Source organism: Nostoc sp. FACHB-280 (assembly GCF_014697615.1).
Lineage (GTDB): Bacteria > Cyanobacteriota > Cyanobacteriia > Cyanobacteriales > Nostocaceae > Nostoc_B.
Genome location: NZ_JACJSD010000003.1, coordinates 185,446 through 208,771, shown reverse-complemented (window position 1 = coordinate 208,771; position 23,326 = coordinate 185,446). Strand labels below are relative to the sequence as shown.

The 23,326-nt window shown below is 39.0% G+C and carries 25 protein-coding genes and 2 pseudogenes; 17 read left to right on the top strand and 10 right to left on the bottom strand.

Annotation, left to right across the window (positions count from 1 at the left end):
• Positions 1-32: 32 nt before the first annotated feature.
• Together purU and H6G75_RS03675 are read left to right on the top strand one after the other, a co-directional pair.
• On the top strand, positions 33-887 hold the full coding sequence (gene purU, locus H6G75_RS03680; protein ID WP_190978624.1) for a formyltetrahydrofolate deformylase: 855 nt from the start codon (positions 33-35) through the stop codon (positions 885-887).
• A 45-nt stretch (positions 888-932) separates the two neighbouring features.
• Positions 933-1,268: a XisI protein gene (locus H6G75_RS03675; protein WP_190978623.1), complete on the top strand. Its 336-nt coding sequence runs from the start codon at positions 933-935 to the stop codon at positions 1,266-1,268.
• 63 nt (positions 1,269-1,331) lie between these two features.
• On the opposite strand, the gene H6G75_RS03670 is transcribed toward H6G75_RS03675, so the two are convergent.
• The 4 genes from H6G75_RS03670 to H6G75_RS03655 all read right to left on the bottom strand — a co-directional run bounded on the left by H6G75_RS03670 (position 1,332) and on the right by H6G75_RS03655 (position 4,329).
• Positions 1,332-2,135, bottom strand: a complete 804-nt coding sequence (locus H6G75_RS03670; protein WP_190978622.1) for a DUF5331 domain-containing protein — start codon at positions 2,133-2,135, stop codon at positions 1,332-1,334.
• A gap of 54 nt (positions 2,136-2,189) precedes the next feature.
• Positions 2,190-2,525, bottom strand: a complete 336-nt coding sequence (locus H6G75_RS03665) for a ferredoxin (protein WP_190978621.1) — start codon at positions 2,523-2,525, stop codon at positions 2,190-2,192.
• Between the two features lie 264 nt (positions 2,526-2,789).
• The gene (locus tag H6G75_RS03660; protein WP_190978620.1) at positions 2,790-3,767 is read right to left on the bottom strand and encodes a cysteine synthase A; all 978 of its coding nucleotides are present in this window, start codon (positions 3,765-3,767) and stop codon (positions 2,790-2,792) included.
• 175 nt (positions 3,768-3,942) lie between these two features.
• Positions 3,943-4,329, bottom strand: coding sequence for a DUF6335 family protein (locus tag H6G75_RS03655; protein ID WP_190978619.1), 387 nt, complete (start codon positions 4,327-4,329; stop codon positions 3,943-3,945).
• Between the two features lie 331 nt (positions 4,330-4,660).
• Here H6G75_RS03655 and H6G75_RS03650 point away from each other — a divergent pair, with 331 nt between their 5' ends.
• The 10 genes and pseudogenes from H6G75_RS03650 to H6G75_RS03600 all read left to right on the top strand — a co-directional run.
• Positions 4,661-5,062, top strand: coding sequence for a DUF2267 domain-containing protein (locus H6G75_RS03650; protein WP_190978618.1), 402 nt, complete (start codon positions 4,661-4,663; stop codon positions 5,060-5,062).
• Positions 5,063-5,116: 54 nt separating this feature from the next.
• Positions 5,117-6,214 carry a DJ-1/PfpI/YhbO family deglycase/protease gene (locus H6G75_RS03645; protein ID WP_190978617.1) on the top strand — a complete coding sequence of 366 codons (1,098 nt, stop codon included), beginning with the start codon at positions 5,117-5,119 and terminating at the stop codon, positions 6,212-6,214.
• 103 nt (positions 6,215-6,317) lie between these two features.
• Positions 6,318-7,013, top strand: a complete 696-nt coding sequence (locus tag H6G75_RS03640) for an SRPBCC family protein (protein WP_190978616.1) — start codon at positions 6,318-6,320, stop codon at positions 7,011-7,013.
• 81 nt (positions 7,014-7,094) lie between these two features.
• Positions 7,095-8,264, top strand: coding sequence for a zinc-dependent alcohol dehydrogenase (locus tag H6G75_RS03635; protein ID WP_190978615.1), 1,170 nt, complete (start codon positions 7,095-7,097; stop codon positions 8,262-8,264).
• A 57-nt stretch (positions 8,265-8,321) separates the two neighbouring features.
• Positions 8,322-8,723: a hypothetical protein gene (locus H6G75_RS03630; RefSeq protein WP_190978614.1), complete on the top strand. Its 402-nt coding sequence runs from the start codon at positions 8,322-8,324 to the stop codon at positions 8,721-8,723.
• A 195-nt stretch (positions 8,724-8,918) separates the two neighbouring features.
• Positions 8,919-10,088 carry a zinc-dependent alcohol dehydrogenase gene (locus H6G75_RS03625; protein ID WP_190978613.1) on the top strand — a complete coding sequence of 390 codons (1,170 nt, stop codon included), beginning with the start codon at positions 8,919-8,921 and terminating at the stop codon, positions 10,086-10,088.
• Positions 10,089-10,103: 15 nt separating this feature from the next.
• Positions 10,104-10,445, top strand: a complete 342-nt coding sequence (locus H6G75_RS03620) for a cupin domain-containing protein (RefSeq protein WP_190978612.1) — start codon at positions 10,104-10,106, stop codon at positions 10,443-10,445.
• Between the two features lie 398 nt (positions 10,446-10,843).
• Positions 10,844-11,461, top strand: coding sequence for a PEP-CTERM sorting domain-containing protein (locus H6G75_RS03615; RefSeq protein WP_190978611.1), 618 nt, complete (start codon positions 10,844-10,846; stop codon positions 11,459-11,461).
• A 224-nt stretch (positions 11,462-11,685) separates the two neighbouring features.
• Positions 11,686-12,208, top strand: a pseudogene (locus H6G75_RS03605) (hypothetical protein); the annotation flags it as partial.
• Between the two features lie 5 nt (positions 12,209-12,213).
• Positions 12,214-12,438: pseudogene (locus H6G75_RS03600) on the top strand (sodium:proton antiporter); the annotation flags it as partial.
• Here the strand turns inward: H6G75_RS03600 and H6G75_RS03595 are convergent.
• Positions 12,429-13,328: an ABC transporter ATP-binding protein gene (locus tag H6G75_RS03595; protein WP_190978610.1), complete on the bottom strand. Its 900-nt coding sequence runs from the start codon at positions 13,326-13,328 to the stop codon at positions 12,429-12,431. The pseudogene H6G75_RS03600 and the gene H6G75_RS03595 overlap by 10 nt on opposite strands.
• Before the next feature lie 112 nt (positions 13,329-13,440).
• On the opposite strand from H6G75_RS03595, the gene H6G75_RS03590 reads away from it, so the two are divergent.
• Positions 13,441-13,779, top strand: coding sequence for a carbon dioxide-concentrating mechanism protein CcmK (locus H6G75_RS03590; protein ID WP_190978609.1), 339 nt, complete (start codon positions 13,441-13,443; stop codon positions 13,777-13,779).
• A gap of 162 nt (positions 13,780-13,941) precedes the next feature.
• A complete protein-coding gene (locus tag H6G75_RS03585) occupies positions 13,942-14,529 on the top strand; it encodes a cytochrome b (RefSeq protein ID WP_190978608.1) in 588 nt (195 codons plus the stop codon).
• Positions 14,530-14,769: 240 nt separating this feature from the next.
• Here H6G75_RS03585 and H6G75_RS03580 read toward each other — a convergent pair whose 3' ends face one another.
• The 3 genes from H6G75_RS03580 to H6G75_RS03570 form a co-directional block, all read right to left on the bottom strand.
• On the bottom strand, positions 14,770-14,937 hold the full coding sequence (locus H6G75_RS03580) for a hypothetical protein (protein WP_242051443.1): 168 nt from the start codon (positions 14,935-14,937) through the stop codon (positions 14,770-14,772).
• A gap of 214 nt (positions 14,938-15,151) precedes the next feature.
• Positions 15,152-16,348: a DUF1624 domain-containing protein gene (locus tag H6G75_RS03575; protein ID WP_190978606.1), complete on the bottom strand. Its 1,197-nt coding sequence runs from the start codon at positions 16,346-16,348 to the stop codon at positions 15,152-15,154.
• Positions 16,349-16,418: 70 nt separating this feature from the next.
• Complete coding sequence (locus H6G75_RS03570) at positions 16,419-17,192, bottom strand: ABC transporter permease (protein WP_190978660.1); 774 nt, start codon at positions 17,190-17,192, stop codon at positions 16,419-16,421.
• 172 nt (positions 17,193-17,364) lie between these two features.
• On the opposite strand from H6G75_RS03570, the gene H6G75_RS03565 reads away from it, so the two are divergent.
• The 3 genes from H6G75_RS03565 to H6G75_RS03555 all read left to right on the top strand — a co-directional run bounded on the left by H6G75_RS03565 (position 17,365) and on the right by H6G75_RS03555 (position 21,082).
• Positions 17,365-19,305, top strand: a complete 1,941-nt coding sequence (locus H6G75_RS03565; RefSeq protein WP_190978605.1) for an FAD-dependent oxidoreductase — start codon at positions 17,365-17,367, stop codon at positions 19,303-19,305.
• A 98-nt stretch (positions 19,306-19,403) separates the two neighbouring features.
• Positions 19,404-19,841 (top strand): hypothetical protein, encoded by a 438-nt coding sequence (locus tag H6G75_RS03560; RefSeq protein ID WP_242051442.1) that lies wholly within the window; start codon positions 19,404-19,406, stop codon positions 19,839-19,841.
• Between the two features lie 290 nt (positions 19,842-20,131).
• Positions 20,132-21,082: a glycosyltransferase gene (locus tag H6G75_RS03555; protein WP_190978604.1), complete on the top strand. Its 951-nt coding sequence runs from the start codon at positions 20,132-20,134 to the stop codon at positions 21,080-21,082.
• A 64-nt stretch (positions 21,083-21,146) separates the two neighbouring features.
• Here the strand turns inward: H6G75_RS03555 and H6G75_RS03550 are convergent, their stop codons facing one another.
• A complete protein-coding gene (locus H6G75_RS03550) occupies positions 21,147-21,674 on the bottom strand; it encodes an HMA2 domain-containing protein (RefSeq protein WP_190978603.1) in 528 nt (175 codons plus the stop codon).
• Positions 21,675-21,697: 23 nt separating this feature from the next.
• A complete protein-coding gene (locus H6G75_RS03545) occupies positions 21,698-23,035 on the bottom strand; it encodes a glycosyltransferase family 4 protein (protein ID WP_190978602.1) in 1,338 nt (445 codons plus the stop codon).
• Between the last annotated feature and the right edge of the window lie 291 nt (positions 23,036-23,326).

The following is a 23,326-nucleotide window of genomic DNA, read 5'->3' as shown; positions in this document are numbered from 1 at the left end:
GCTTTTGATTTTTTTCAATTACAAATTATTTTATGTCCACGACAACTGCTACCCTGCTCATTTCTTGTCCTGATCAACGAGGACTTGTTGCCAAAATTGCTAACTTTATTTATGCCAATGGTGGCAATATTATTCATGCAGATCAGCACACAGATTTTTCGGCGGGGTTATTTCTCACTCGGATAGAATGGCAGTTAGCAGGATTTAATTTACCCAAAGATTTAATTGGCCCGGCGTTTAATGCGATCGCTCAACCTTTAGGCGCTAAATGGGAACTCCATTTTTCTGACTCTGTACCACGTATAGCGATTTGGGTCAGCCGCCAAGACCATTGTCTCTACGATTTAATTTGGCGACATCGTGCTAAAGAATTCACCGCCGAAATTCCGTTAATTATTAGCAATCATCCTCATTTAAAAGTAGCCGCAGACCAATTTGGGATGGATTTTCATCACATTCCCATTACCAAAGAAAACAAACCAGAACAAGAAGCTAAACAATTAGAATTATTACACCAATACAAAATTGATTTGGTTGTTTTGGCAAAATATATGCAAATTGTTAGTGCTGATTTTATTGCTAAATTTCCTCAAATTATTAATATTCATCACTCATTTTTACCAGCTTTTGTCGGTGCAAATCCTTATCATAGAGCGTTTGAAAGAGGTGTGAAAATCATTGGTGCAACCTCTCATTATGTAACTACAGATTTAGATGCAGGGCCAATCATTGAACAAGATGTAGTGAGAGTCAGCCACCGTGATGAAGTAGAAGATTTGGTTAGGAAAGGTAAAGATTTAGAGCGAGTTGTATTAGCCAGGGCGGTGCGGTTACATTTACAAAACCGTGTGCTGGTTTATGGTAATCGTACCGTTGTGTTTGAGTAATTGTTGATTGTTGTTAAAAATTTTTCAAGATGCACAAAGAACACTATGGATACCCTAGACAAATATCAGAAAATTATCGAGGAGATTTTGACTGAATATATAAAAATACCCTACGCCAATCGTCAATTAGAAATAAGACTGATTATTGATCGCACAGCTACTAATTACATAGTCATGACTTTGGGATGGGAGGGAGATGAACGAGTTCATGGTTGTATTATCCATATTGAAATTATTGATGGAAAAGTTTGGATTCAGCGTGATGGGACTGAATACGGTATTGCCAATGAACTCGTAGCCGCAGGTATTCCCAAAGATAAAATTGTTTTAGCTTTTCGTCCAGAGGATGTTAGGCAATATACTGATTTTGCGGTTGCTTGATTTATGTCAGGATGCGATCGCTAAAATCACATCCCTAATGTACAAACCCTAATTAGCAACTTCTCAAACTCTACCTTGACAAAATTCATCAACCCAAGAAGCTAGACTACGAGCATTGCTATGAGTCAAAGGTGGAGTTTTTTGAGGTGAGTTTTGTTGTAAATTTTGTGGTGATTTGCCATTAGTAGACACTTCAGTAGTCTCAGTCAACAATGGTGCAGGTTTCGCTTGGCTATTTATCGCTATCTGACGAGAAACTACAACACTTCTGGGCATTAATTTGCCATGATTGGGAAGTTCCACTGCTAATGCGACCGTTTTACCATTACTGGGAACTGTTGTGGCTAGGGCTAAAGATGATATTGGTATATTTTGGCGTGATTTACTAGAGGATTTGAGGGTCACTTTAGTTGCAACTGCAAAAGCTGGTAAAAGTTTGTGCGCCTGTGGTAAATCGGAAGTGACGTTTTCGGGATGTTGGATATTAGGTGGAGATTGAGGAATTATATCGTTAGCTGTGGCAAGCGATCGCACAGGTTGTTCTTCAAGCGATTTATTTTCAGGAATTTCCTTTATCGGCGAAGCTTCATCTAAGTTTGTTAAACGCAATTCGTCATCAGGATTAAAGTTCAGTCCCAAAGCTGTAACTATGTCATCGGGATTATTATTTAAATCCATCATAAAAGCCAGCATCTGCTCAAATTCTGGTTCTAAAACCGATAAAGTCGCCAAAATAAAGCCAGATGATGGTCTTCGCAGGCCATTATAATTTCCCCAAACTCGCATTTTCACTAGCCAGGGACGATTTTGTTTATAGTAACCCAGCCACTTCATTTTTAATGATTGACGTAGCTGCTGAATATTCATCGGATGCCTCACTTGAGTCAACAATAGAGCAGACCTGGTTGTCTGTAATTAGATTTATCCTTGAGGATGAAATCGATAATAAAGCATCTGTTTGACTCTTTCACCACAATGTAAATGTTGTTCTACCAATAGAGGTACTTCATTGGCTTGCACACCGCTATACCAAACCATATCAGGTAGAACCAGCACTATCGGCCCATTACCGCATTGTCCCAAACAACCACTAGCTGTTACAGTCACATCTGCGGGGACTGGTAAATTTGCCAAAGCTTCTAAAACTTTAGCCGCGCCTTGCTTTTTACAGGTGCGATTTTGGCACACCCGCACGCACCTGTGAGTGGATGCTTGGCTACTAGCCGCTGAATTTGATGGTTGAGTTATGTTTGTCATTTCTCAATGTCATTTGTCAATAGTCAATGGTCATCGGTCAACTGGAGATGTCCATTGAGCAAAGGAAACAGGTAATAGGGAACAGGTAACAGTCATAAAACACTGTCTGAATATCGGTTTCCAAACCCCTAAATTTATTTTTGGAAAGAGATAAAACATTTTTTTCGAGACAGGTAGTGCAAGAAAAAATATGTTTTTGTCCCAATCATCGGATTTTAATGATGGGGATTTTCCTGTCCCCTGTTGCCTGTTCTCTATTTCCTTTTAATAATTTACTGATAACCCTTTAGAAGCCAGCCAATCACGGTTAAATATGCGTGATTGATAGCGGGAACCACTATCACAAAGAATAGTGACAATAGTATGTCCAGGGCCTAATTGTTTTGCCAAAGCAACAGCCGCCGCCACATTAATACCTGTTGAGCCACCCATCAAGAGGCCATCTTTCCGTAGCAATTGGTAAACGACGCGCAAAGCTTCTGTGTCATCTATTTGAATGGCATCATCAGCAGGTGCGCCTTCCATATTGGCTGTGATGCGACTGTTACCAATGCCTTCAGTAATAGAATTACCTTCTAAATGGATTTCACCAGTTTTGATATAGCTATAAAGTCCACTACCTAGAGGATCGGCAACAACACATTTAATCGCCGGATTTTGTTCTTTCAGGTACAATGCCACACCAGCAAAGGTTCCACCTGTACCAGTTGCGGCTACCCATCCGTCTATTTTACCATCTGTCTGTGTCCAAATTTCTGGGCCTGTGGTTTCGTAGTGGGCGCGGCGATTAGCTAAATTATCAAACTGATTTGCCCAAATGGCGTTATCTAACTCTGCGGCAACTCTACCAGATAGTTTGACGTAGTTATTTGGGTCTTTATAAGGTACTGCGGGGACTGGTCGAACTTCTGCACCTAACGCTGTAAGTGCATCGATTTTTTCTTGGGACTGGGTGTTAGGAATAATGATCAGGCATTTGTAGCCTTTAGCGTTGCAAATATGCGCCAGTCCAATACCTGTGTTACCTGCGGTTCCTTCCACTACAGTACCACCGGGTTTGAGTAAACCTTTTTCTTCGGCATCTTGAATAATATACAGTGCGGCTCGGTCTTTCACAGAACCGCCAGGGTTGAGAAATTCTGCTTTCGCCAGAATTTCACATCCTGTTTCTTCACTAAAACTGTTTAAACGAATTAAAGGTGTGTTCCCTACTGCGCCAATGAAGCCGTGTTTGATGTCCATTTTCAATCTTCTCGAATTCTCGCCTATAAAAATTTTGGCTTATTGCGGCGGTAGAATTTACGGCTTCTATTTGGATTTTCTACTACAACAATAGAAAAATTACGCAAACTATAGCAATTTTATTTGATTTCTCAAGTTATAGAGACTTTTATACAAAGTCTCTACAAGTTGGATTTTAATCTCGTTCTTGATAATCTTCCGATGATTGGGGGTCTAGTTCCCAGCGACGATCATCGCGTTGTTCGAGAATGTCGTTGGTATGGAGGGAGGTGCGATCGCTCATTTCTAAACCAACGGCTGCTTCAATTTCTTCGGTAACATCTTGTTCAGGAACCGCGACAGTACCACCCACAGCTTCATCGCCTACGGTATCTTGCCAATAAGTATAACCGTCCTCACTGGTGACTTCGGGGCTATCAGGATACTCTGGGGTATTTGGGTCTAGCGATCGCTCACCAATATTGTACCCTGGTAAGTCTTTGACTCCAGTGCCGTAAGATTCAGTAATTTCTTGCGGTAAATCTTCTGAATTAACTTCAGGATGCTGATTTTTTTCTGCCATAATATCTGTTTTTTCTGCATCCTTACACTAACGTTTTTATTATTAAAATTTGTCCGACTTCCGATGTACAACTTTAGTAGTAAAAAAATATATCCCCTTAGAACGAAGTTAATGTAATTTTTACAGCCTACTGTTGTAAGAGTAAATTCAAGGTTAAGCCACTTGTAGTTGAATCTGTTAGTTATGAGTTAGAAGTACTCAAACCACACAACAAGCTCCCTGAATTTCTTCTCAACTCATAACTTTTTCTTGGGTAAAATTATCATTTATATTTTTATTCCTGACAAATTTCTCATACCCAAAATTGAATTGATTTCAGTGGAGGTTAAAAGTGGAATATCACGAGTTTATTACCCATGTCCAAAGTCTCTCTCAATCTAATTCTCTTGAGGAGGCTGAACTTGCTACTCGTGCAACCCTAGAAACTATTAAAGAACGTGTAGCAGAAAATGACATTCAAGATTTAGCTGTACAACTCCCACAGGAACTAAGTCATTATTTGCAAGTACAAACAAAAGCGAGTAGTCAAAATTTTAATCTCCAAGAGTTTATTAAACGTGTCAGCCAAAAAGAACATATAGAACCTACCATTACTGCAATTCATGTCCGGGCAGTTTTTGCTGTCTTGCAAAATGCGATAAATCCTGAGATTTTTTCTCGGTTTCAAGCCCATTTTAGCCACGATTATGAAGAACTATTCACTGCACCACCTACTAGTGAAGTTCCTGCATAGTTCAGCAATCTTTCTTAATAAGTTTCCACACAATTAATCAAACTAGGTAAATCTATGTCATATCAAAACAATCATTCTGGGAAGAAAAAAGTTGCAATTTTGATTGAAAATGATGTCGAAGATGCAGAATTTACAATTCCTTGTCATGGCTTGAAACAAGCAGGAATGGATGTAGTTGTCCTCGGTTCGCGGATGAATGAAAAATACAAAGGTAAACGCGGTAGAGTTTCCGTTCAACCTGATGGTACAACTACAGAAGCGATCGCATCAGAATTCGATGCAGTCGTAATTCCTGGTGGTATGGCTCCCGATAAAATGCGCCGCAACCCAAATACAGTGCGCTTTGTGCAGGAAGCTATGCAACAAGGAAAGCTTGTCGCCGCAGTTTGTCACGGGCCACAATTATTAATTGAAGGCGATTTGCTCAGAGACAGACGCGCTACTGGTTTTGTGGCTATCCGCCGCGATATGCTGAATGCAGGTGCAGATTATCAAGATGAACCACTTGTAGTTGACGGTAATTTAATTACTTCCCGTGAACCTGGGGACTTGGCAATTTTTACCACAGCTATTCTCAGTCGCCTTGGTTACGGTGGTAAAGATGTGGCGCTTCCCGATGAAACAGATACTAACGCCGAATGGTGGAAAATTGCTGATGCTTGGGGTGGTTCAACTAAAGGTGAAATTGCCAGAGGTTTAAATACTGCTTTAAGTGGTGAGCGTTATTCTCTAGAAGCTCTCGAAAAATATTACGAAAAAGAATCAGATACTCAAGTTAAAGTCATCTTTCAAGAGATGATTGCAAGTAAACAGCGCCACATTGAACTATTAGAAACATACCTCAATAATTTAGGTGAAAAACCTTCTTTAGCTGCCAATATTGCTAATCAATATGCCAAAGTCAAAACTGCTATGACTGGTAGTGATGACATTTATCAAATTCGTTGTGCTTTAGGTGACTTGCAAACAGGTATTGGGGACGTTGGTAATTTATCTGCAATGTTTACTGACCCAGTAGCAACCTCTATTTTTAAAGAAATTTACCGCGATTTGTGTAAAGACGAACAACGCTTAGTAGAGCTATATCAGTTACGGGTGGGTGGTGAAGTGCAATCGCCTAAGCCAACTAGTGGTGCGGCGGTGTCTATGTAAAACGAACCGCCGAGGCGCAGAGGACGCGGAGAAATACAAGCTGGCCTCTGCGATCGCATTAGGGAGATATTGACGCAAACAGTAATCTACAATTTAAAATCCTATGACTTCAACAGGCGATCGCACAAGTAAAAATGCCCCAGAAGCTAATGATCTAGAACGTTGGGCTTCTCTAATTGGTGGTGGGGCTATGGTACTCACAGGTTTAAGTCAACGCTCTTTAAAAGGTGTATTAACTGCGCTGGCTGGCGGTGGTTTAGTTTACCAAGGCATAACCAAGCAAAGCACAATTGGGCAAGCACAAGAAGCGATTGGAATCAATAAACCAATCAAAGTTGAAAAGACGGTAACGATTAATAAACCAGCCGATGAACTTTACCGTTTTTGGCACAACTTTGAGCAGTTACCCACTTTTATGAAGCATCTGCAATCAGTGAAAGTATACGACGCAAAACGTTCTCACTGGATTGCAAAAGCGCCCTTAGCTAACAATGTCGAATGGGATGCAGAAATTCTCGAAGATAGAGAAAACGAGTTTATTTCTTGGGCTTCTGTGGAAGGCGCAGATATTGAGAACTCCGGCTTTGTCAGATTTAAAAAAGCCCCAGGCGATCGCGGTACAGAAGTCAAAGTAGTTTTAGAATACAACATCCCCGGCGGTGGCTTAAGTGCAGCTCTCGCCAAACTTTTCGGCGAAGAACCAGAACAGCAAATCGGTGATGACCTGCGCCGCTTCAAAATGCTCATGGAAGCCGGAGAAATCGCCACTACAGAAGGTCAGCCAACAGGAAGTAGATAGAAGAGGCAGGGGAGCAGGGGGCAGGGGGCAGAGGGAGAGAGTTACTAATGACTATTGACTAATGACTATGGACTAATATTTATGAAAGCAGTCTGTTGGCAAGGTGCGAATGAAGTGCGGGTGGAAAATGTACCAGACCCGACGATTCTGAATCCCCGTGATGCGATTATTAAAATTACTTCCACAGCTATCTGTGGTTCTGATTTACATATATATGGCGGCTATATCCCGACAGTCCAAAAAGGTGACATTATTGGTCACGAATTTATGGGGGAAGTCGTTGAAGTTGGTAGGGGAGTTAATAATTTAAAAATAGGCGATCGCGTTGTTGTTCCTTCTACAATTGGTTGTGGTAACTGTGCTTATTGCCAGCGTGATATGTGGTCGCTGTGCGATAATTCCAACCCCAACAGTTGGTTAGAAGAAAAGTTATTTGGCAATGTCACCTCAGCAATTTATGGTTACTCTCACCTATTAGGCGGTTACGCAGGCGCACAAGCTGAATATATCCGCGTACCTTTTGCTGATGTTGGCGTTGTCAAAGTTCCGTCAGATATACCTGATGAAAAACTCTTATTTATCTCCGACGCTATCCCTACAGGCTACATGGGTGCAGAACTCTGTGATATTCAGCCAGGGGATACAGTAGCTGTTTGGGGAAGTGGTGCAGTAGGGCTGTTCGCCATGATTAGCGCCTATATGATGGGTGCAGAAAAAGTAATTGCGATCGACCGCTTCCCCGAACGGCTAGAAATGGCGAAAAAATATGCCAAAGCCGAAGTAATTAACTACGAAGAAGTGAATGCAGGTGAAGCATTAAAAGAAATGACTGGCGGACGCGGCCCTGATGCTTGCATTGATGCAGTCGGTTTAGAAGCGCATGGTGTTGGTTTAGAAGACTTCTACGACCAGACAAAACAAAAGCTCAGATTAGAAACCGACCGTCCCCACGTATTAAGAGAAATGATGGTGGCCTGTCGTAAAGGCGGCACTCTGGCAATTATGGGTGTTTATGGTGGTTTCGTAGACAAAATACCCTTGGGTGCAGCTTTTAACAAAGGTCTTACCTTCAGAATGGGACAAATGCACGGACAGAAATATATGCACTTGTTACTCCAGCAAATCTTGGACGGTAAACTTGATCCTTCGTTTGTGATAACTCATCAACTATCACTAGAAGAAGCTGCTTACGGTTATCACATTTTTCAACAGAAAAAAGATAACTGTGTCAAAGTCGTCCTCAAACCATGAATTGGCTAATAGCCGTTCAGTTGTACACACAAATAAATAAAGCAAATGAGGTTATTTATGAAGCAAGTGATTTCTCGCCTACGCCAAATTATGGTTGTTTTCTTAGTAGGATTTATGTTCTTACTTGGTCAATCATTTAGCTTTGTGAATGTAGCACAAGCTGATGTAAAAACTCCAGAAGGTATCTATTATAAAGGTGTACCCGAAGGACAAAACAACGGCATTCAAAACGATAATCAAGTAAGAAATGCTCAGTCTAAGCTGAAGGGTGCTGCTGACAATATCCGAGAAAAACTCAACTTAGATGAAGATACTCCTAGAGCTACAAAAGAGTTTCTCAAGGATGCGAAAAACAAAGTTGGCGAAGCAGTTGGTAGTAATCAATCTCAAGGTAGCCAAGGCAGTAGAGAAGGTTATTATCAAAATCCTCCTACCAAACAACTCAGAGATAGAGTTTAAGGAAAAGCAAAAGTAAAAAGGCAAAGGGAAAAAGATAGCCATTAGGGTGTGTTAGGTGCGTCTTTTCGATATGATGTATCACGAAAAAAACAGTGCCTAACGCACCATTTTATATAAAAGTATGTCACCAACTATTAGTTATTTAGATGAACAAATGACTAATGACCAAGAACAAATGACAAAGGACTAAAAATTATGAAAGCAGTTTGCTGGCACGGAGCAAACGACGTACGGGTAGAAACAGTTCCAGATCCCAAAATTCTTAACCCGCGTGATGCCATTATTAAAATTACTTCTACAGCAATTTGCGGTTCAGATTTACATATTTATGATGGTTACATTCCCACCATGCAAAAAGGCGATATCCTTGGGCATGAATTTATGGGGGAAGTTGTAGAATTAGGTAGTGAAGTTAAGAATGTTAAAGTAGGCGATCGCGTCGTAGTTCCCTTCACAATATCCTGCGGTAACTGTTTTTTCTGCCAGCGTGATTTATGGTCACTTTGTGATAACTCCAACCCAAATGCTTGGATGGTAGAGCTGCAAATGGGTCACTCACCTGCCGGCTTATTTGGCTACTCTCACTTATTTGGTGGGTATGCTGGCGGTCAAGCCGAGTATGCACGCGTACCCTTTGCAGATGTTGGTTTATTCAAAATTCCCGACCATCTCACAGACGAGCAAGTTCTATTTTTAACTGACATCTTTCCAACTGGCTATATGGCAGCAGAAAACTGCAACATTAAACCCGGCGATGTCGTTGCAGTGTGGGGTTGTGGCCCAGTGGGACAATTTGCTATCAAAAGTGCATTTCTCCTCGGTGCAGAAAGAGTCATTGCCATAGACCGCATTCCCGAACGTTTGCAAATGGCTAAAGAACAAGGCAAAGCCGAAATCCTCAACTATGAAGAGGTAGATGTCGGCGAAGCACTTAAGGATATGACCGGAGGTCGTGGCCCCGATGCTTGTATTGATGCTGTTGGTATGGAAGCACATGGCACAGATGCAATGGCTATCTACGACAAAGTAAAACAAGCAGTTCGTCTAGAAACAGACCGTCCAACAGCATTACGCCAAGTAATTCTGGCTGCTGGTAAAGGTGGTCACGTATCACTCGCTGGGGTTTACGGTGGCTTCCTCGACAAAATACCGATGGGTTCAGCCATGAATAAAGGTCTCACCTTCAAAATGGGACAAACCCACGTTCATAGATACTTAAAACCCTTACTCAATCACATTGAAAACGGTGATCTCGACCCTTCATTTGTAATCACTCACAAACTACCTTTAGACCAAGCACCCCACGGCTACGAAATTTTTAAACACAAAAAAGATAACTGTATCAAAGTTGTTCTGAAACCTTAAGGTGGGTAATTAAATATGACTGACACCAGCGTTAAAAAAATTGATTCTAGCCATTCACCCAAAGGCAAACTCGGTCAGAAATATCTAGCTTCTGGCAAAACAGTTTCGATGCGCCTTTGGGAAAACGAACAACCAGGAAATGATAAACCACCAACAGCACGCGAATATGAAACTGTTGGTTATGTAATTAGTGGTCGCGCAGAACTGCACATCGAAGGACAAATGATTTTGCTAGAACCTGGTAGTTCTTGGGTTGTTCCCAAAGGTTCACACCACACTTACAAAATCCTCGAATCATTCACCGCCGTAGAAGCCACCAGTCCACCCGCTCAAGTACATGGACGTGATGAAAATTAACTTTTCCTAGTTCACCTAATGTTAATGCTTATTATTTATAAAGTGCGTTTAGTTTTCACTGACGCACTTTTTTATTTACAGCAAATTTTATAAATACTGTAGAGACGTTAAATATAACGTCTCTACATGGTTTCGGATTTTACGTTTGTACCTCATTCATCCTAAACACTCTGTAATCTCTCATTTCTCTTGAGACTTCTACCCAAAGTTTAAATATCACTAAGACTCAGTATTAAATCTGTTTATTAATACTTATTAATACTTATTAATAATTATTGAAATTACTTGATTAAGTTTTTATCAAAAAGTTGCTTAAAACTTGCTAATTCATCAAAAACGCGATATAAGAAGTTAGTTCAAAAAAGCAGCGATAGATATCAAAAAATTGATTAAAGTAAATGAGTAAAAAATCTCTAGCTCTTGTAATGGCATTAATCGCAGTAATGTGCAATGGTTTTATAAGTAAGGTTGAGGCTTTTAGCATTACTCCTGATGAAAACGAGCCAACTTTTATTCTTAATGAAGAGAAATATGCCTTACGGGCCATCAAAGGCTTAAAAATTTTAAACAAAAAGTATGATATAAAATTTGTTAATACAAGTTTGGAGATTTACTCACCCTATAGCAGCGGAATTTTAATTTTTTCCCAAGATTATGATAATGCTCAAAATGCTAGTTTAACTCTTTGGCAAGCATTAATTAATTTCTATGACTCATCAAATCATGCTTTTTTAAGCATAGAAGATACTAATGGAAATTTACGGGGTACTTGGAATATTCCTGTTTCATCTCTTAGTGAGCGATTTTGGTGGGAAGGGTTAGTATATGGTGATTCTATTGGTTTAGCTAGAAAAGGCCCATTTGGTTCTAGCACATATTTATTAAGTACTAGAACTTATGTCCACTTTACTCAATCAACAGGCTCATCTGTACCCGAACCTCTAACCATCTTTGGCAGCTTAACTGCTGCTGGCTTTGGTATTGCTATGAAAAGAAAGTTTGTATCTCCACGCTAACAGTGTGTTTGTAAATTTGGGTAGGTTGTAAAAAATATAACTCACGATACGCTGTGAATAGATAGTAAACAGCCCTGAGAAATGATTTGAATTTTTGTTCAGTTCCATATTGTGCTTAATACTAATCACAAGCTCACAGAAATATGCAGACATAAAAATATTTATTATTGAGTTTTCTTTTCCATAAAAGATTGAATTTTTTATCTAACAAAATAGCTAATAATTTAGTAGGTAACTTCATTCCTCTGACATACTTGGTATTAGATGGTCATTTTGGTAACAACAATAGTTTGCAGATGGCACGTCTTGTTAACTTGCACATAATTTCTAAGTTACGCCATGATTCAGACCAAGAAATAGCAATTGGCATTGTTAACGAACGAGAGAAACAGACATACTACGGTGCGGTATTTATTAGACGCTTCTCCCAACCAACGATTACTTCTTTTTTGGGATGGTGCTTCTTACCATCGTTCACATCTAGTTCAAAACTTTTTAGGAGAGATAAACCGTGATTTGTCTCCAGAGCAGTGGAAAATTCATTGCGTTCGCTTCGCTCCTAATTGCCTATCACAAAACCCAATTGAGGATATTTGGTTGCAAGCTAAAACCTGGATGCGCCGTTTATGTGCTTTGATTCCTTCGTTTTCTCATCTCAAGTGGATGTTTAAGTGGTTTCTCCGACACACTAACTTCGATTTTGCGACTCTTCAAATGTACGGTGCTTTTTCAGAAATCAAATACTAGTCCTATATCAAAAAACTCGGCTTGTAGGAGAGATTAATTTTTTACAATAAAAAATTGATAAATTGTTGGATGAATATCCAAATTTACAAGATTTCACCATTGAAGAACTGCGAGGAGAACTGTTAGCTGTGCAAGCAGAAACCTACGCTGAGTTTGTACGTGCAGGAAAGTTAAATAAAGAACTGTCACCTTTTTTGCAAACAAATCATCATAGTGAGCATCAAGAATAGGCATTTTGGGTAACTTCCAAATAAATATGTTCTAAACGCACAGGCTGACGAGCGATCGCCTCAATATTTATCCCGGCAAATTTGTCAAGAATTTCTTTTAATTCCAAAGGTTCTGGTAGCCAAAAAGCTAACTCATTACCGTAATATTTATGTGTAAAACCATATTCTTGAGCGCGGGCGATCGCTTGTTCTTTTTCAGCAGTTTGTAAAACTAAAACTTCGGTGGCTGGAATTAATTTCCGTAACTCGACTAAACTGCCTTCAGCCAAAATTTGCCCATTTTTGAGAATACCAATTTTATGACAAAGCCGCTCTGCTTCATCTAATAAATGCGTTGTCAATAAAATTGTCATTCCCTGATTACTCAACTGCCTAATTAATTCCCAAATCTCGTATCTTGATTCAATATCTAACCCAGTAGTTGGCTCATCTAAAATTAAAAACTTTGGTTGATGAACCAAAGCAACAGCAATATTCAACCGTCGTTGCATCCCGCCACTGAGAGTTTCTACCGGACTTTTGGCTCTATCCCATAAATTTACTGCCGCGAGAGTGGTTTGTATTTGTTCCTGACGAGTTATTTTATCTAATCCATAAATATCGGCAAAAAATTTTAAATTTTCCTCGCAAGTCAGAGTTTTATACAATAAATTTTCTTGGGGTGCAATGCCAATGATTTTTTTTGTAGCCTCGGAGATTGGCTGATGATTAATTGTAATATCACCACTATCAGCTTTCAGTAAATTACAAATAATATTAATTGTGGTTGTCTTACCAGCACCATTCGCACCGAGTAAGCCATAAATTTCTCCTGCTGCTATATGCAGGTTTAAATCTTGAATAACTTTTCTTTGAGAATAAGATTTATTCAGGCTTTTAATAGTTAGCATATTTTAAATTTTTGATTATGTAGTAAACCTAGTTAATGGCGCTAAACATTATGTTCTCATTGATTTACAATTTGGAACAACAGCAGAACAGATTCGGGTAGAGAAAATTAGTATGACACTTGCACTAGGGATGATTGAAGTTTATGGAGTTCCCGCCGCAGTAGAAGCGGCAGATTCTATGTGCAAAGCTGCCTGTATCACTTTGGTTGGTTACGAAAATACTGATTTAGGCAGAATAACCGTACTGATTCGGGGAGAAGTTGGGGAAGTTAACGTTGCGATTGTCTCAGGACTAGCAGCAATATCTCGCGTCAATGGTGGTGAGGTGCTTTCTTGTCATATTATTCCTCGTCCTCACGAAAATCTCGAATACGTTTTACCTATTCATCATTCAGCAAATATAGAAAATTTCAATGCAGATATTCGATTTCCTCCACCCTTGTCAGCGTAAACGTGCTAATAATCACAACCAACTACTTTTCACACAACCGCCAAAAAAAATAAAATATATTAAGATTATTTAAGTAAGACAATTACTCACTTAGCGACAAAACAGAAAAAACGCCCAATAGCACTGCGAAGTAAAACCATAACAAAATTCAGATGTATTGATATGAATTTAACATCAGCAGTTAAGAAAGGTAGGATTAATTCTGCGTTTAAGCAACTCATGTCTGTACATTGGATCATGTCTGCCTGTTATTTAGTTTTATTTATAACTGGTTCAGGTATGGCGCGTTTATCCCGTGGAACTTTATTCAGATCAGAACTATATGATTTTCATAAATCAATCGGAGCTTTGGTAGTAGCTTTGCTAACTTGGCGGATTTTAGTGTTGTTACAGGTATGGTGGCGAAAATACACTAAAAATTTGCCAAGATTTACGCCTGAATGGACACGTAAATTTATACTCCATACGCTGCTTTATTTATTGATGTTTGCAGTTCCAGTTAGTGGGTTCTTCTTTTCCAACTCTTATAAAAGTAATAATGTCAATTTTTTTTGGTTGAATTTACCCGATTTTTTTCCACAAAACTCTAGTTTAGTAGACTTAGGGAGAAGCATTCATTTTTGGATAGCCTATACATTTTTAGCTTTGATTCTTCTGCATATCCTACAACAATGGAAAGTTGTCAAAGCCACCTGGCGGAGGTTTAAAGGCTTTTTAATGACGAGAAAACTGAATAAAATTGCTAATTAGAAATTAGCTAACAATCCTGGACTTACGCAACTGGTAAAATAGCAGGTGAGTCAGCAAAATTAAAACTTGGGAACCCAACATCATCAAGGTAGGTTTTGTTGGGTTCCTCTTCGTTTCACCTAACCTAAATTTTCACTTAAAATTCAACACTTCTATGTGTGATATATAGTTTTCAAAAATATTTTCTTAAGGAAAATATTATAAATAATCTTTTTAGTATATTCAACTTGCCACATTCTTTTACTTTAAGCTTTGGTAATATTTCAATGCTTTCTCTTTATTCAGTCGTTCATCATTTTCTGACTCGTCCATTAACTTTACCAAGCCGTAGTTTTCTAATATTTCTTCAATTTTTTCAAAGTCAGCAATAGAAATTTGTACAGCAATAGGCTGCTGATTTTCATCCATAACGTAATTTTTACTTATTTCTAGCATTGTTCTGACACTTGAATTAAATTATTGACCAGCTTGAACTCAGCTTTCAGCTATATAAGATAATTCTATAGCAATTCTGTTTGATATATTAAAAATCGAGAGTCATAGTTAAGACCCTTCCTTAAAAAGCCTACGGTGTACACTGTAGCACCTTTTAGGAGAGGGATAGGTATGTCTCACGTTACAGTTAGTTTGATGGTAACTTGCGAGAATGCTGGGCTTTGTAACTTCTAAACCAACTACAAATAGGATAAAGTAGAATTATCATAATTATCCAGAAATTGTAGATCATTGGTAAATCATATCCATAGTCGCTAGGCATTCGGGAAGAAACAATAAAAGGTAGATTAATTGCCTTTAAACCATATTTGGGTAAAGCCAGCAAAATGGCAGCTAAATGAATCATCCAAAGGTGAAATATGTAAAAAAATAAAGGAACCTGACCGAATAAAACAAGAGGTTGAAAAATCCTGAATCTGTACTTTTCAAATAGATAAAGCAAGAGCATTGCTATACCAAGTGTAATTAACAAATACAGCAATGAAGGTGGGTATTTTTGACAGTTAATAAATGATAGTATGGTAAACGAGAAATTATTCTGTACAGTCCAAGGTGAAGGATCGCCATAGATATTAATAGCGCGGATAACCACAAAGCCAGCAATTAAACCCAATCCTAGCCGTAAAAATAATTGCTGTCGCAAACTTTTTTCCTGCTTCATGAAAGTGCCAAAAGCATAACCTGTTGCCATTACCCCAATCCAAGGAATCAGAGGATAGCCAATAAATAAATTTTTATTAGCAAAAAGCATCAGCCTTTTGGGTTCATGAAGAATTGCCCATAACCAACCCCATCTTCCTAGTTGTTCAACATGAATTTGGTCAAATAAATTGTGTCCACATATCAGCACAATTACGAAAGAGGCTATGAGAGTAATTGGCATTCTAACTAATGCTGCTAACACAACCATTGACCAACCAATTGCCCAGAGTACCCCGGCTAATGAAAAAGAGTAGGTAGGTTCAAATGTCCAGCCAAAACGCACTATTGTTAACTCTAAAAATACTAACCATAGTCCCCGAATTATGAGGTATTGTGATAATTCTTGCTTGGTTTGCAGTCGATTCTCAAAATAAAGATAAGCTGCGACTCCAGCCAAGAATATAAATGTGGGAGCGCACAAATGAGTTACCCAACGTGTCAAAAACAAGGGTATATTTGTTTTTGTTAAGTCTGTGGGTTGGAACCGAACATTAGTAAAGAAATCTCGCACATGGTCTAGTACCATTAACACCATTACTAATCCGCGCAGCATATCTAGGGAGATGATTCGCTTAGTTCGTAATTGGTCTGAATTAGAATTTGTTGTTATTGAAGAATCCATAGTTTATTTAAGTCTATTAATAATCAATTTTCTTCTGATTCTTTAACCATCCTGACTCCTGACTTCTTCTTCATAATTTTCTTTCTACCAGTAACATTCTGCGATAAGATAACCATCCACTAGTTATCATTACCAAAGTAAAAATTAATAAAAACAAAAAATGTGATGCAATCTCATTAATTTGCTTGCCATTAGCCGAAACTCCTACAAATGCCTCATTCATGTGATAAATCGGGTTGTATTGGGCAATTTTGATTAAATTTTTTGGAAACAATGAGCTTGGTAGAAAGGCTCCACCTAAGATTAATAAAGGTACACCAAAGGCAGCAACTAAAGAATTTACATCTTCAATTCGCCTAGCTAATTGTGTACCTAAAATAAAACCTAAGCCGACATAAGCGGCGATACTCATCAAAATAATGATTAATCCTAAAAAAATTGAACCTTTAAATGTCGCACCCCAAAATGCAGCAACAGTATACACGAGTAAAGCTTGTCCTAAGCCAATGCAACTATGAGCTAAAAAAATTCCAAGAAAGTAGGATACACCACTCAATGGCGAGAGAAACAAACGTTTGAGGGTTTGTTGTTCTCTTTCTGCAACGACAGTTGCAACTGTCCCACCCAAACAACTGAAAAATAAAGCCGCACCGACTAATGTGGAAGGTGCTGTATATTCAAAAGCTGCGTTGATTGGCAATTTTGCGCGTTCTGCTAAAATAAAACCACCAAGAATTAAGACGGAAATTGGAAAAATACTCCAAAAAATGAGGCTACGTCGCCGACGAAGTAATTCAATTAAAATGCGCTGGGTGACAGCGATAGTTTCGCGCCAATATTTCATCTCATTTAGTCTATAGGATTGTTTACTCTTGACAATTTCTGCCATTCTGGCAAAATAATTCAGTTCGGGATTTAGCACGGTGATCACAGAAATATTCTTAACAATACAATCTGCGAACTCACAGTGATCATTTCACGACTTTGTTAGATGGGAAAAGTTAATTTTGTAACCAATGAGCCAAATACCTAATTTGCTGGAGTCATCTACTATCTCCCGTCGTACACTGCTGAAGTTATTCGGTGTCGGTACAGTTGCTGGAGTTACAGGATACTCGCGGTTTAGTAAGCCTAAACCAACGGTATTTCAAAAAGATACTCTAGATTTGCCACAAATATTAAATAAACCTAAAACTGTTGTTGTGATTGGGGGTGGTTTAGCAGGTTTAGCTTGTGCTTATGAATTAAGTCAGCGAGGATTTATTGTCACTCTGTTAGAAAAATCTCCCCAATTAGGTGGCAAAATTGCTAGTTGGCAAATCGAGGCGGCTGGTGAAACCTTTATGATGGAACATGGGTTTCATGGCTTTTTTCCCCAGTACTATAATTTAAATAGTTTAGTTGCAGAATTGGGGATAAAGGATAATTTTCAATCGCTGAATTTTTATTCTGTGGTTTATCAAGATGCTAAATACAAACCAGAGGTATTTCGCCCCAGTCACTCGGCTTTTCCTTGGAATATTATAGATTTAGCGATCGCATCTCCAAATCGGTTGCGTTGGGGTATTAATTTAACGAAAATCAAACATCTGCAAGTCTTTCAAGCTATCACTGGCTTTCAAAGAGACAAAAATTATCAGCGATTTGATAATATATCTGTGGCTGATTGGGTAGAAACAGAATTTCCCCAAGGTTTATATGATTTATATTTTCTGCCTTTTGCCAAATCTAGCTTGAATGCACCAGATTTAATGAGTGTGGGAGAACTGATGCAGTTCTTTCATTTTTACTTTTTTGGCAACCCCGAAGGACTGGCTTTTAATGGTACTAAAGATGATATGGGGACAAGTTTAGTCCAACCTATCGCTCAGGCAATTGTGCAGCGTGGTGGTAAAATTATTACCGATGCAACTGTGACTGAAGTTGTGGCTGTAGACGGTAAAATTGACGGCGTAAAATATAGCACTGATGGTAATTATAATTCTGCGCCGTTGACGGTTAAACAAAATACCGCGATCGCAGATGACAAGATAGAATATTTTGGCGCGGCTGATGAAGTATTTGCATTACCTGTAGGTTCTCAAGAAGCAATTTCTCTCACCTGCACTCATCAAGGTTGCACTGTCCAAAAAGCAGAGGATGGTAGTTTTCAATGTCCTTGTCATGGGGCTAAATTTGCGGCAGATGGTAAAGTTATCAAAGGCCCAGCTAAACGAGATTTAGCTAAGTTTCAAGTAGTACAAAGAGATGGTGATGAATTGCAATTAGTAGCAGTTAATCAAGAGTTGCCATCGCCAGAAAAAATCCAAGCTGATTATTACGTCTTTGCTACCGATGTTCCGGGAGTACAAACATTATTTCAGCGCATCAATGGCGATGTTGATAAAACAGTACAAAGCCAAGTAAAAAATTTGAGTATTGCTGACCCTTTTGCGGTATGTCGCTTTTGGTTTGACCGCGATTTTGCATGGCAACAAAGTAATTTTACTTCTTTATCTGGCTATCAATTAACAGACAGTATCACCCTTTATCATCGCATTCAACAACAATTTATTGATTGGTCACAACGTACTGGTGGTAGTGTGGTTGAATTACACGCTTATTGTTACAAAGAAAAGCAATTTCCTACCCAAGCAGCTTTGCTAGAAACTTTTGAACAAGAACTATATGATATTGTGCCAGAGTTAAGACAAGCCAAAATATTGCATCGAGAATTAGTCAACCAACATAACTTTTCGGGATATCCACCTCATAGTTATGCTGAACGTCCCGAAAGCAGTACTAATATTCCGAACTTAATATTTGCGGGTGACTGGGTGAAAATGCCTTTTCCCTGCGGTTTAATGGAACGTGCTGTGAGTAGTGGTTTATTAGCCGCCAACGAGATTTTACACCGGGAAGGTTTGCAGAGGCGATCGCTCTTCTCTGTAAATCCTGAAGGGCTATTGCAGATATAATTAGCTAACAAGCTCCCCAACTTGCTCAGAAAGTCGGGGAGTCGAGGTTTTTTGAGCTATTATCGGTGACAGATAATATATCAATTAAGAGAATTTTGATGCAAATGAATAACATAGCCTTAGTACTTGCAGCAGTCATTACTATGTCACCCTTGACTTTAGTAATGGCAAACGATGTGCAGGCTGTTGCTGTGGAAGCACGAGTCAAATCAACACCAGCTAATCAACCAGAACAATCTGTACAAAAAACTTTTACAAATCTCATTAATGCCATTGAACAAAACAATTATACCCAGTTTATCTCTCAAGGAAGTCCAGATTTCAAGAAAGGTCTAACAAAACAAATATTTACCCATGTTAGTGAACAATTAGCACCGCGCCTCAAGAAAGGTTATACCTCTGTTTTCTTAACAAAATTGAATCAGCAAGGCTATCAAGTTTACTTATGGAAATTGTCATTTAAAGATGGCAGCGATGATATTTTAGCCAGACTTAGCCTGAAAGATGCAAAAATAGCTGGATTTTGGTTGAACTAATACCGTTTCATTTTAAGTGTGAAATAGAGGGACAAAGAGGACAAGGAAGACAAGGGGGACAAGGGAAGGGGGACAAGGAGGACAAGGAAGATAACGGAGCAATATTTCTACCCCCTCTACCTTGTCCACCCCCTCTCCCTTGTCTACCCCCTCTCCCTTGTCTACCCCCTCTCCCTTGTCCACCCCCTCTCCCTTGTCTACCTTGTCTCTCCCCATTCCCAACTCCTTTACCAATCAGGAACCGTGTCTAGTACAGTATTGTCATAAGCTGGAGATGGGTAATTTCTGTTGTGGGTGAGAATGTGTTTTTCAGTGTTGTGATACCAACTTATAATCGTCTGCCGATTTTAGAAAAGTGCCTCCGAGCCTTGGAATTGCAGGAATTGAGTGCGTCAACTACCGTGAGTGATTACGAAGTTGTTTTAGTAGATGATGGTTCTACAGATGGAACCTTAGAATGGTTGGCAGCAAATAAACAAGAGTTTCCCCATGTGCGATGCTTTCAGCAAGACCATGCAGGCCCGGCGGCGGCGCGGAATTTGGGGGTAGAACAGGCACTTGGTGATACGATTATATTTATCGATAGCGATTTAGTAGTGTTGGAAAACTTTCTGCAAGCTCATGCTGACGCATTATTGCAGGGAAAAGAGAAATTAGGAAGCGATCGCTTTTTTACTTACGGTGCAGTAATTAATACTTGTAATTTTGAGAATCCCACTGCGGAACCTTATAAAATTACCGATTTCTCTGCGGCTTTTTTTGCTACAGGTAATGTTGCTATTCCTAAACATTGGTTAGAAAAATCTGGGTTATTTGATACTGGTTTCCAACTGTATGGTTGGGAAGATTTAGAATTAGGTGTCCGACTAAAAAACTTAGGTCTACAACTAATTAAATGTCCCGCAGCCGTAGGCTATCATTGGCATCCACCATTTAATTTAGAACAAATTCCTAACTTGATTGAAAAAGAAATTCAACGCGGACGGATGGGAGTTTTGTTTTATCAAAAGCATCCCACTTGGGAAGTGCGAATGATGATTCAAATGACATGGCTGCACCGTTTACTTTGGGGTATTCTCTCTCTTAATGGCCTGCTGAATGAACGCACAATGGCTCCCTTTTTACGTTGGCTAATTAAATTAGGTAAACCCCAATTGGCTTTGGAAGTAGCTCGGATTTTTCTCAACTGGTACAACGTCAAAGGTGTGTATGAAGCTTATGCACAATCAACTGGGAAGTAGAAAGCAACCTGTCACCTGTAACCTGTCACCTGTAACCTGTCACCTGTCACCTCTAACCTGTCACCTATTCCCCATCCGGTGGCTTCTCTTGATCACTGAGTTTAACCAAACTTTCCAAGCCATACCACAAAAGTAAATATAAAGTGGTTGTTTTCCATCGCGCTAACGGAGGCAAAATTCTCTGGAGCGCGATCGCCACGACAGTAAAAGGTATAATGATTCGTAAGTCTACGCTTTCTTTGGTAATTTTTTTAACTTGCTCATTCAGAGCCGATAAGCTAGTGGTGAAATTTACCGACTGGGTTTTTTCCCTAGGAAGCTCAAGAATAATGATGCCTTGAGTCTGCAATTTATCAAGAATTTCTGGAAAATTAGTATCTGTATCAGCATAAAATGTCACACTGCCTGTTTGAGAATTTACCTTTAACTGTTCAACCTGTGGGAAAAAAGTTTTAAGATAATTAGCAGTTAACTGAATTTCTGCTTGTTCTGGATTTTGAGGAGAAATTCGCAGTCTTAGCCGTCCTGGAGTTTGACTAACAACTTGAATATATATTGGCGTGGATAAATTTTCATCAGGTAATTCTGGCATAAAACCTTTCTAGTTTATAGTTTCTATTTTCCAGTTTTAACCGTACGGCGATCGCGCAATTTTGGAGTTTGGTGAATATCAATCATTGAGTCTGGAGAATTTAATTTTAAAACATGATCAACATTTGATTGCTGTTTAGCGATCGCATTCATAAACAACTCTTCATATTTTGTAATTGCTTGTTCACAAGCATAGTTTTCCACCGCAAATTGTCTACCTTGCTGGCCTAAATTTTCTCTTAGCTGTGGTTGATGGTACAACTCTAAAATTTTATCTGCTAACGCTTGTGGAGATTCTGGTTCCACAATTACCCCACCACCACTGTCTCGAATTGCTTTCGCCGCCGTACCTGTGGCTGGTACTGAACCCACAATTGGACGACCACTCGCCAACAGCAAAGGAATTTTAGAAGGCATATTAAAGGAAATGACGTTGCGTTTTTGGACAATTAAGCCAATATCAGCCGCCGCTAACATTTGCGGGAGTTGTTCACGCGGTTGTAGCGGTAAGAGTAAAACATTATCTGCGCCACAGGCTAAACAATATTGTTGTAATCTTCGCAGAGCGATCGCTTCACCGGCAATCACAAAGGTAATTTCGGGAAGATGACGCAACTTAGCCGCCGCCGCCACTACTGTTTCTAAACCTTGAGTTAAGGCAATGTTACCTGAATACATCACCACAAATTTTCCCTCTAATTGGTGAGCAATTTTCCAGGTATTCTGATTTGGTGGTAAAGGATGAATAAAATTGACATTTACCCAGTTGGGAATACAAATAATTTTTTTGGGAGATATGCCTTTACTCACTAAATTTTCTAAAAAACCATCAGCAATAACGCTGATGGTTTGAGCATTTCTATAAGCAAATTTTTCTAAGAACTCACAAAATTTAATCATCCGTTTATTTGTCATTAACCCGACGCGCACCGCCGCTTCTGGCAGAATATCTTGCACATTCAACACTACCGGACAATTGTATATTTTTCCTAATAAAGCCGCAGGTAATGTGACTAATAAAGGCGGTATCGTCAGCAAAATTACATCTGGTCGTTTACCTCTCAAGGCTTGCGGTAAACTTGTCACAATAAAACTTAACTCTAATAGTAATCTATCCAGCAAATTCGGTTTTGACTTGATGCGTAAGTAACTGCGCTGCACAGTGACACCATTAATTTTTTCGGTAATGTACCACTTACCCTGATACCCTGGATAAATTTCCCGTTGTGGATAGTTTGGCATTCCTGTAATCACCCGCACCTCATGACCTTTTTTTACTAGTCCCTCTGCTAATTCCGTCATTAAAGGTGCAATTCCAATTGGTTCTGGATGATAGTTATAGGAATAAATCAAAATCTGCATGAGTTATTGATAATATTTTTTGCGGCAATTAGGCTCAATTCAGAATAGGTTGCTGACTGCTTTAAGAGTTTAATTAATAGGCAACTTGATATTGCAGAATTATAAAAATATATGTATAATCTGCGCTTGATTTTATTAGGTATGGAAGATTATATCAATTTATACGAAATTAAAATACACTGATATACACATTCAATCCAAAAAAATGTAAATTTTGATGATTATCTTGAATATTCTTACCTATTAGCGAATGCTGTAATTCGTGTGATATTTATTACAGCGTATCGCGGG